Here is a 9026-nt window from a genome sequence, read left to right on the forward strand (position 1 = left end):
GGTTTCGGTTTTGCAAATCATGTCAGTGATCAGCAGTGTGCTGATATTTTCTATTAGTTGGCCTATTTATTTCTGGACCAAAACTGTAGAGTGATGCTATCAATGGTAAAAGTACAGCGAATCGTGCTAGATGTCCTCAAACCGCATTCACCCAATGGGCTTGAGTTTTCCACGCAACTGGCAAAAAAATGCCCCGACTGCTGGTTTAACTTTAAAGTGGTCGAAGTGGATGAAAAAACGGAGACCGTAATTCTTGTTGTCGAGTCAGAAAATATCCCCTATGACGATGTGTCTGATGCGATTACATCAATGGGTGGATCCATTCACAGTATCGATGAAGTAGAAGTCATCAGCATGGGTGATTCAGCGGATTCATCAACGCAGACCGATGTTTAAACGATTTCAGCTGCTATTTAGCATTTCACAATCTAATCTTATCGTGCGACGCTACTTTGTAGTGAATGGTTTCGATGGTGCACTCACCATGCTGGGTTTATTGATGGGGTTTCATGTCAGCAATAATGTAATTCTATCCGTGGTTATTACTGCCTGCATGGGTACGGCAATTGCGCTGGCGGTAAGTGGAATCAGTAGCGCCTATATCAGCGAATCAGCGGAGAAGAGACAGGAACTAAGGGAACTTGAAGATGCCATGATTGCGGACTTGCAGCAATCGGCCCATGGTCAGGCAGCCCGTCTCATGCCCTTTATTGTTGCCGTGGTCAATGGCATGTCACCTTTCATTTTTGCATTGATAATTATGACCCCGCTGGGAGTGGCGCATCGGTATCCGTGGCTTATCAGTTACCCTCTTGAAACTGCCGCCACGGTTGCTTTTATATTGATTTTCTTTCTGGGAGTATTCATAGGAAAAATTAGTGGTGGCTTCTGGCTATGGGCTGGCTTGCGAGCCTTGTTGATTGCATTGATTACTAGTTTATTGATCTATATTGTAGGTCTTGTATAAGGAGCCTTCGTTAATTTCGTTTCAAAGGATAGAAATGTGCTTTTGCTACGCTAAGCCAATTTAACAGCGTCGCTCACTGCTCACCCCTGATTCCTTGTCATTGCTCTTCTCCTCGCCGCTCCCGCAGATGCTTCAGGTTTATTATTCCCACCCCAAAACCCCAGCGCCAACCGCCAACCCAGCCGTTTACAGCCATTTATGGCCGAATTCATAGATTCAAAAAAACGGCAACACTTCGCCCCACCCTTCTCAGGCAATAGGCGGTAGCGGCTCATGTGTTAACTCATAGCTCAGAGAGATCTGACAACCGGCTTTCATCAGGCAGTTACAGACCGCCCCGGTACTGCGAGTTGAAATCGACAAGGGGATGGAGGGGGGCAGGCCGTTGGGCATACCGACGGTTGCAGGCCGCATAGCCCAAATGGTCGTCAAACAGCGAATAGAACCGGAACTGGAGAAGCACTTTCACCCAAGCTCTATGGATACAGTCCGGACAGATCCGCCATGGAGGCGCTCGAACGGGCGCGTCAGCGGTGCAGGAAACGGTCCTGGGTCCTGGGTCCTGGGTCCTGGGTCCTGGGTCCTGGGTCCTGGGTCCTGGGTCCTGGGTCCTGGGTCCTGGGTCCTGGATATGGACATCAAAGGGCTCTTTAATGACATCGACCACGATCTTCTCATGCGTGCAGTTCGCAAACATGTGAAGAACAAGTGGGAGATACTCTATATTGAACGCTGGCTGAAAGCACCGTATTCTATACATGGGTAGAATGGCACTGTAGTGGCATTCAGTTCGAGCGCTGTGCGAGTAAAAAGGAAGCCACGCGAGGGCTGGATTGTATATTATGGAAGATATGGGTGTACCGAATTACGGCGCGTTCTGTTCTATCTCATTGAAGAGATCGCCCACCGGGCGAAGCGGAAATAGAAACGGCTTAGGCGCAAACACAAGGCGGTGCGCTGGTTTATGAGGTGCGCCAACGTTAACCAAGTCTGTTTGTTCACTGGATCTTTACTTAGATGATATGGCTGGACGATAGGAGTCGCATGAGGCGAGAGTCTCACGTGAAGGCCTTTGGGAAAAATTCCCGTGGCTACTCGACCCTCAAGATCCCTGCTACCCCTCTCTTCCTCCATACCCAGGGTACTTCCTGTCCGATTCCAGCACTTGATGGATTCCTCGATGCTGGGATGCTTGGGCAAGAACAGTTGGATTTCCCATCCTTCACCTAACAATAAGAGTGTTATTAATATGAAAACACATGTTCATAAAAAAATCTCTCGATACTCAGTTAATCTTTTGCCGACAGGGTTACAATATTTTTTTGCGCAACAAATCAATGGCAGTTCGGCTATAGATTTGGTTGTTAATGGCTCCTACCTTGAAGATACAAGCATAGGTCCCTTGGGTATTCCAAAAAATCATGGCCCGAATGCAGCATCGACTCTCCTTAGCTATGTTAGAAGTGGAGTAATCCCTTGGGTAGAACATTTCTGGAATCACGATTTTGATGATTACGGATTAGAGTTCGATGGCATGAAATTCTATTCAGCGCCTCACAGAGCAGATCGCTATTGGGATGAGCATGTAATCAATAAGTGGATATCGGGCGATAAAGAGCAAGCGATGGAGAATCTGGGGCGTGTCGTGCACTTGCTGGCTGATATGGGAGTACCCGCTCATGTGCATAATGACCCCCACATGGGTCTGCTTGATTATTTTGATGATGATGACTTTGAGGACTATGTGGGGGAAACATTCAAGAAAGGCCACCTCCCTGAACAATGGAATATCAACTTAAACCGAGACAAGATTGCCTTTAATTCAAGCTGGGACCTCCTTGATTACTTTAAGAATTTTGCGGAGACCACTCAACTTTACGATAGTGATGATGTCGATGGTTTTGGCACGGGACAGCCATTTCGGTGGTACAGTTTTCTTGAGAGCACGGATCCACATAGGGATGAACTTTTTGATCTGACTGATTATGCCTGCAACGCAATTGCAATGAATCTATTGCCAATCAACTACTCATTTACCGCAGGCCTCTATCTCAAGTTCCTATACGATATTAAGTTTGATCCCGATAAAGATATCCCACCAGTTAAAACAGAGCCAGTCCCTCACTACTTGGTTGACTTAAAACTTTATAAAATCACCGTGCATAATGATAAAGACAATTGGGGCAGCGGCGAGATATTTATTAAAACTAAATATGGCTCTAGTCTTGAAACATATGGCCAGTATAATGTGGATAGTGGTGATTCAAAAAATATAAACATCCAATTGCCAAACCGGATATTTAAAGCTGGGGACACGCTGACTGGTGCTTTTGAAATCTATGATGATGACACAACGACCACTGAAAGTATGGGCGCGGTTACGCTTCATGAGCCAGAGACATTTTGGCTTAGTGGGATTGGAGAAGAGTTCACGTTTTCTAGGAAATCAGATAACGGCGCCTGTACACTCCATTTTAAAATAAAATTATTTGAGATCCCTGAAGAAGAGAACAGAAGATATTCAGAAATAGAGAACAGTCTTTTTGAAGTTAGTGCCTATTTAAAAAAGATCAAGATCCATGATGATGAAGATTGGGCGGCTGATGGAGAGATTAACATTGAGGTAGACTTTGAAAATCATAAAAAACAGTTTGGCACCTATTCATTAGGTGATGGAGATAGCAAGACTATTAACGAGCTTATTACTAGCAAAATACTGCCTGGGACAGAAGATATAAACCTGAAAATTACAGTGTTTGATGAAGATGTTACTGAAAATGAAAGCTTAGGTAAAATTGATCTCGACATTGCCAGTACAGAATGGATCGACTTTAATGGCTCTAAAACTATTACCAAAAAATCCACAAATGGCGACTGCACTGTTACAGTAGAGATTAATGTCAATAAAATTGAATTTTCCTATGAGAAAGAAAACTTTCAAGAATTTATAGAACAAACACAATTGGATTCAGACTCACTAAAAAAAGCGATGTTTCCAATTGAGGTTATCGAAGAGATATTTCCACCATTGGTATTTAGTGGTAAGCGCTACACCAAACTCCACCACAAACACTGCCACCACGTAAAACGGATTAAAAAAGGCAACAAACAGAAAGTTTACATGTTCATGGAAGAACTGCCCAGGCGAACTGAGCAATTACGTGAAGATATCAGAGCGAACAACTCACTCCCCCACCTGAATCTGCTAAGGAAATTTGAAAATCATAGGATATGTAAAACTTGTGAAAAACTACAACAAAAAGAGAAAAAATATTAAGTATGACTCACGCAGGGTCATTCTCTACGGGATAGCGGGGCTATTGGAGCATCAGATACAGGCCCACTATATAAAAAAACTGGCGCCCTACCCGTATAATGAGATCGGAATGTTCATCTCATTTGTTGATGCCATTGACATTACCGGCAAGACGACTACTGCCGATGCTTTGCTCACCCAGCGTACTCTGGTCAGTTAACTGCCCAAACAGCGTTCTGATCACTGTCTGTTCATCTTTAGAAGCAACCAGCCGTCACTGCTGACCGGTATCCGTCTAGGGAAACTAAGGTTTATGCCATGAATATCTTCAAAACGAAACCTGTGGATAAGGATTCCGGCCAGTAGGTTAGCGTGCTGGATTCTTGACCAGTGCAGGTGTTACTGCTGTTTGAACACTTCCCCAAAAACTGGATGATCGTTGCTCAATCAACGATGTGATGCTTGCCAATGATGTATACGGTAGAGGCCTGAGGACCTTCATCCCCGGCCTCTTCCACATACCTCACATCATTGCCAATCGCCAGGGAATCAAAATCTGCATCCACAACGCTGTTGCGATGAAAATAGATCTCTTTTCCATCTGATGACTCGATCTTGCCAAAATCTTCCAGCGGTACCAGTTTGGATATCCTGCCATGTAGCGGAGGCTCGTGTCTTTTGACCTTATTGCGCTGTTTTCTGGCATAGTCCTGAAGTTGTCGTCGAGCGGCATCGAAGGCATCACGAATTGCCACATAAGCATCTTCGTGAGCATGATGTTCCTTGGGCGCGCGACTGGCTACCAATTCACCATCCGGCACGGTTAAATCCACCCTGACGTAATACAGCTTGCCTTTATGATGGTGCCCATGTGGCACTTCCAGCACAACACGACATGCCATGATGTGATCATAAAACTGGTCTAACTTGGCGGCCTTTTCTCGAATATATGCTTCCACCGCATCAGAATGAGGAATATCACGGAAGGTGATTTGCAATGGCTGTTTCATGATGACGTCTACCCCCACATTTGACTGCCCATATTTAGTTTCATGATAACGATTTCCGTCAACTCAAGGTCGGTATTATCCACGTTACCTGATAAGCCGAATAATAGTTGAGCACATATCAATTACCGTCCGAGCATTACTTCCTCGCAGGGCAAGATTATGAAAACTATTGAGAAAAACAAACACTTGCAAGACAATCCAATATATCGTAATTTTTCGCGAAAATTCTGACTCAATAAGATAGTGCATTACACTTGGTCTTTTCCATTAAGGCTCATAGGCAATATAATTAACTCGTTAAAAACGCAGCATATTGCGTGTGTTTGTCCTGCCCTTCCGATAGATACCCAATCGTGCTGACCATATTTCAAAATCCTGCTTACCTTCCTGTAGTACTTCGTGTACCCCTGTTACCAAAGCGCCACCAGGTTTTAACCTGTCCCACATCCGGTCCCTGATTATTGTCTGGAGTTCAGGATCAAAATAGGTAAAGACCAGATTGCGACATAAAATTAAATCAAATGGGCCATCGGGTAAGGCTTCACGGATATCCTCGCATTGAAAATCCACGCTTCGCTTATAGACAGGATCCAGACAGTACACCCCGGCAGTATCGAGGAATGCGGTTTCCCGCCAGGCCGCAGGAAGATTCTTCACGCTGCTAAAAGTATAGCAGGCCTGCTCCGCCCGTTTGAGTAATACGGAATCAGTATCGGTTGCCAGGATATGCATGCGCAGCCGTGGGAATCGCAATTGAAGGGATAAATCCCATACCAGCATCAACGTGTAGGGTTCTTCACCCGAGGCGCAACCGGCGCTCCAGATGTGAAGCACGTCTTCATCGCAGGAAAGTGCCTGCCCTGCAAGAACCGGGAGAACTTCCAGCTCAAGCAAGCTGAAAACCATCTTGTCCCGATAGAAGCGGGAAATAGTTACTCGACATAATTCGTCAAGTTTCTGCCACTCCTCGGGATGTTTCCGCAAATACTCCTGATAAGTAGAGATGCTTTCAAACTGCAACTGATTGATCCGCCGCTGAACACGTTTGCACACACGGCTGCGTATTTTGCGAAACCCTGCCCAGCGCATATGCAGACGGGGGAGTGCCCACTGCAGAAATTCCACGCACTCACTATCTTTCATACTATAAACAGTAGTGCCGGTACGACATACCAGCAAGTAATGAGCAACGCAGGTTGTTTTTTTATATCCTGCTTGCAATTGCTGTTACATCATTGCACGCTGGAATTAAGTAACGTGTGTTCGTAACTCGGGGGGCGACGAGGCTATCCGAATGCCAAGGACAATGCGCTGTGAACTGATCTCATGGTCAGAGGTACAACGACTATGCCAACGACTGGCGACTTTAATCAGGGAATCTGGCTACCGGCCAGATATTGTAATCGCTATCGGACGCGGCGGTTATGTGCCAGCCAGGCTGGTGTGCGATTACCTGGATATCATGGCGCTAACCAGTATCAAGGTTGAACACTACCTGTCTGGTTCTGACAAACAGAAACAAGCCATTATCCGCTATCCGCTTCATACCGACATCAAGCGCCAGCGTGTCTTGCTCGTTGATGATGTCAATGACAGTGGCGATACCCTGCAAGTTGCCACCAAGCATTTACAAACATTCCAACCCGATGAATTTCGTACTGCCGTAATGCATCATAAAATCACTACTACCTCTGCTGTGGATTACTACGCCAGAAAGGTTATTAAATGGCGCTGGTTGATCTATCCATGGGCGATGATCGAAGACATTGGCGAATTTCTACGACGCCTGTCGCCACCACCTCGGACGCTGATGGAGGCCCAGAAGCGCCTTGCAGAGCAGTTCGGCATTGAAATATCGCAACAACGCCTTAAAGTTATTTATGAGATGGTGACGTCAGAACCGAATGGCAATTGCTCAAGCTGAATGTCACGCATTAGTCGCCTTATTCGTCATTCCGGCCTCCTCTTCGATCACGGCGATAAAATGCATCTCTCCCTCCGGACAGCTACTTTCCCAGAACACTCTCCTGACGCGCCCTGCCCTGCAGCAGGCGAACTCGCAGACGGCGTGCGGCAGCGCGATCCAGCGAGTCAGCCAGCAACACCAGCGACCGGCGGCGTGGCACTCCCACACAGCGAAAGTGCAGCACTACCAACCAGGGTTTGACGAAACTGGAAGGGAGCAGTTCTGCCTCGATCGAACTGCCATCACGCAGCTGCAGGCGCCACTTTCCATCCGATATCCACCTAGCCTCGCGGATCGAGGCAGCGCCTCTGTGAAAGATGTGGCGCCTGGTCTCGATCACAAATGAGAGCGCCAGCATCCCCAACATCAGCAGCTTCAGCCAGAGTGTAACTTCGATCAGCAGCAACACAGCCCAGGTTGCGACCAGATGCGCTGTCACCACCCAAACACCCAGGGTGAGAGAGAGTCTGGGACTAATTTGGATCGCTTCAGTGGTTCTCTGCATCCTGCTGGCTTCCCTGCCGAAGAAAACTGATGATCGACACAAGCTCTTCGGGAATCCCATCCCCTCCCTGGAGCAACCAGGCCTGCAGCGACTGATCGGGGTGGCGCAACAGCCGGTCAAAGCCATCGAGTTGCGCTTGATCCAGTTGCCGGTAATGCTGATCCAGAAACCCCATCAGCAGCAGGTCGAGTTCCAGCATGCCGCGCCGACACTGCCAACGCAGACGATTGAACTCTGCACTATCGTCCATCGCTCCCCTCTTCCCCGTTATGTGGCGGCAACTCCCGGCCAAATCGGTTAAAAAACGCCTGCCTCAGGCATTCGGCAGCGCGACTATCCGCCGCCTGCAACTGCATTCTCAATGCCTGCTGCCAAACAGACTCATCAGGGGATGCTGGATAGTGGATGCTCAAACAATCAGAGATATCTGCCTGCTGTATGCTCATCCCTGCGTCTGACTGCGTGTCGCGGAACAGATCCTCAAACGGATCCTCTTCCTCTGCTTGTTCCGGCAGCATAGACGGTCTGGGCGAAGACGGTGCTGAGGATTTAAACCGCTTTCGCTCAGCAGGCTCCCACCCGCTCATCACAGCTGATTCTGTCTCTGCGGGAACAAGATCTAGCGCCTCCTGCAGTGGTGCTTGATCGAGAGACTTCAGGATCAGCCCAAGACTGAGCATCACCACCGCCGCGGTGGCTAGCCCACCCATGAGCAACGGGCGTCTGTGTCTGGCCACCACTCGATGCGCATGTGCACGAATCATTCGGTCGAGCTGTTCTGGCGGCTCCTCCCGACTGCCTGCACGATAGAGCTGCGAGATCCGTGCATCGTGCCACTCTTCATTATGCGTACTCATCGCACCCCTCCAGGCCGGCGCGTAACCGACGCAGAGCGTAGCGCAGCCGACTCTTCACTGTCTCCCGACCGGTTCCAGTGACTATGGCGATCTGCTGCAGGCTTAGCCCCGCCTCCTCTTTCAGCAGAAAGGCGCTGCGCTGCGTCTCACTCAGCCCTCCCAACAACGTGAACAGGCGCTCCACGCATTGGCGGATCAACAGCCAGCCGTCAGGCCAGCGCTGATCGAGCGTTACCACTTCATCTGTCGACTCAAACGACTCAGCGGGCCGCCGGCTGCGCCAATGATCGACCAAGCGATTGTGGGCGATGCGATAGAACCAGGGACTAAACCCCTGCTCGCTGCGCCACTGATTACGGGCATCGATCACCCGCAGCCAGATATCCTGATAGAGCTCTTCACTGCTGGATGCATCTCCGCCCTGTCGTTGCAGATAGCGAAACAGTGGTCTGCGATAGCGAGCAT

Annotated in this window: 11 protein-coding genes and 1 pseudogene; 6 read left to right on the top strand and 6 right to left on the bottom strand. The window is 48.3% G+C overall.

The annotated features are described in order from the left end of the window. Window positions 1–102 precede the first annotated feature (102 nt). From RIFP1SYM_RS14530 to RIFP1SYM_RS17615, 5 genes and pseudogenes are all read left to right on the top strand, one after another. A complete protein-coding gene (locus RIFP1SYM_RS14530) occupies window positions 103–396 on the top strand; it encodes a DUF211 domain-containing protein (protein ID WP_039960622.1) in 294 nt (97 codons plus the stop codon). Beyond that, a complete protein-coding gene (locus RIFP1SYM_RS14535; RefSeq protein ID WP_039960623.1) occupies window positions 389–967 on the top strand; it encodes a VIT1/CCC1 transporter family protein in 579 nt (192 codons plus the stop codon). Before RIFP1SYM_RS14530 ends, RIFP1SYM_RS14535 begins: the two co-directional genes overlap by 8 nt. Window positions 968–1242: 275 nt before the next feature. Beyond that, window positions 1243–1718: pseudogene (locus tag RIFP1SYM_RS19080) on the top strand (reverse transcriptase domain-containing protein); the annotation flags it as partial. A 498-nt stretch (window positions 1719–2216) separates the two neighbouring features. Further along, window positions 2217–4244, top strand: a complete 2028-nt coding sequence (locus tag RIFP1SYM_RS14545; protein ID WP_139042165.1) for a phospholipase C/P1 nuclease family protein — start codon at window positions 2217–2219, stop codon at window positions 4242–4244. After that, window positions 4210–4443, top strand: a complete 234-nt coding sequence (locus RIFP1SYM_RS17615; RefSeq protein ID WP_138921923.1) for a hypothetical protein — start codon at window positions 4210–4212, stop codon at window positions 4441–4443. The genes RIFP1SYM_RS14545 and RIFP1SYM_RS17615 overlap by 35 nt, the downstream gene beginning before the upstream one ends. Before the next feature lie 223 nt (window positions 4444–4666). On the opposite strand, the gene RIFP1SYM_RS14550 is transcribed toward RIFP1SYM_RS17615, so the two are convergent. Beyond that, complete coding sequence (locus RIFP1SYM_RS14550) at window positions 4667–5233, bottom strand: HPF/RaiA family ribosome-associated protein (protein ID WP_039960625.1); 567 nt, start codon at window positions 5231–5233, stop codon at window positions 4667–4669. 297 nt (window positions 5234–5530) lie between these two features. Beyond that, window positions 5531–6358: a CheR family methyltransferase gene (locus RIFP1SYM_RS14555; RefSeq protein WP_240991734.1), complete on the bottom strand. Its 828-nt coding sequence runs from the start codon at window positions 6356–6358 to the stop codon at window positions 5531–5533. 181 nt (window positions 6359–6539) lie between these two features. Here RIFP1SYM_RS14555 and RIFP1SYM_RS14560 point away from each other — a divergent pair, with 181 nt between their 5' ends. Beyond that, window positions 6540–7157 (top strand): phosphoribosyltransferase, encoded by a 618-nt coding sequence (locus tag RIFP1SYM_RS14560; RefSeq protein ID WP_006475655.1) that lies wholly within the window; start codon window positions 6540–6542, stop codon window positions 7155–7157. Between the two features lie 82 nt (window positions 7158–7239). On the opposite strand, the gene RIFP1SYM_RS14565 is transcribed toward RIFP1SYM_RS14560, so the two are convergent. From RIFP1SYM_RS14565 to RIFP1SYM_RS14580, 4 genes are all read right to left on the bottom strand, one after another. Further along, complete coding sequence (locus tag RIFP1SYM_RS14565) at window positions 7240–7704, bottom strand: protein YgfX (RefSeq protein ID WP_050798779.1); 465 nt, start codon at window positions 7702–7704, stop codon at window positions 7240–7242. Next, window positions 7688–7954, bottom strand: a complete 267-nt coding sequence (locus RIFP1SYM_RS14570; RefSeq protein ID WP_006475653.1) for an FAD assembly factor SdhE — start codon at window positions 7952–7954, stop codon at window positions 7688–7690. Before RIFP1SYM_RS14570 ends, RIFP1SYM_RS14565 begins: the two co-directional genes overlap by 17 nt. Beyond that, complete coding sequence (locus tag RIFP1SYM_RS14575) at window positions 7944–8561, bottom strand: hypothetical protein (protein ID WP_005966141.1); 618 nt, start codon at window positions 8559–8561, stop codon at window positions 7944–7946. Before RIFP1SYM_RS14575 ends, RIFP1SYM_RS14570 begins: the two co-directional genes overlap by 11 nt. Further along, on the bottom strand, window positions 8548–9026 hold a 479-nt coding region (locus RIFP1SYM_RS14580; RefSeq protein WP_039960628.1), incomplete at its 5' end, for a sigma-70 family RNA polymerase sigma factor. The genes RIFP1SYM_RS14575 and RIFP1SYM_RS14580, both read right to left, overlap by 14 nt.

The organism is endosymbiont of Riftia pachyptila (vent Ph05) (assembly GCF_000224455.1).
GTDB classification, from domain to species: Bacteria; Pseudomonadota; Gammaproteobacteria; order Chromatiales; family Chromatiaceae; genus Endoriftia; species Endoriftia persephonae.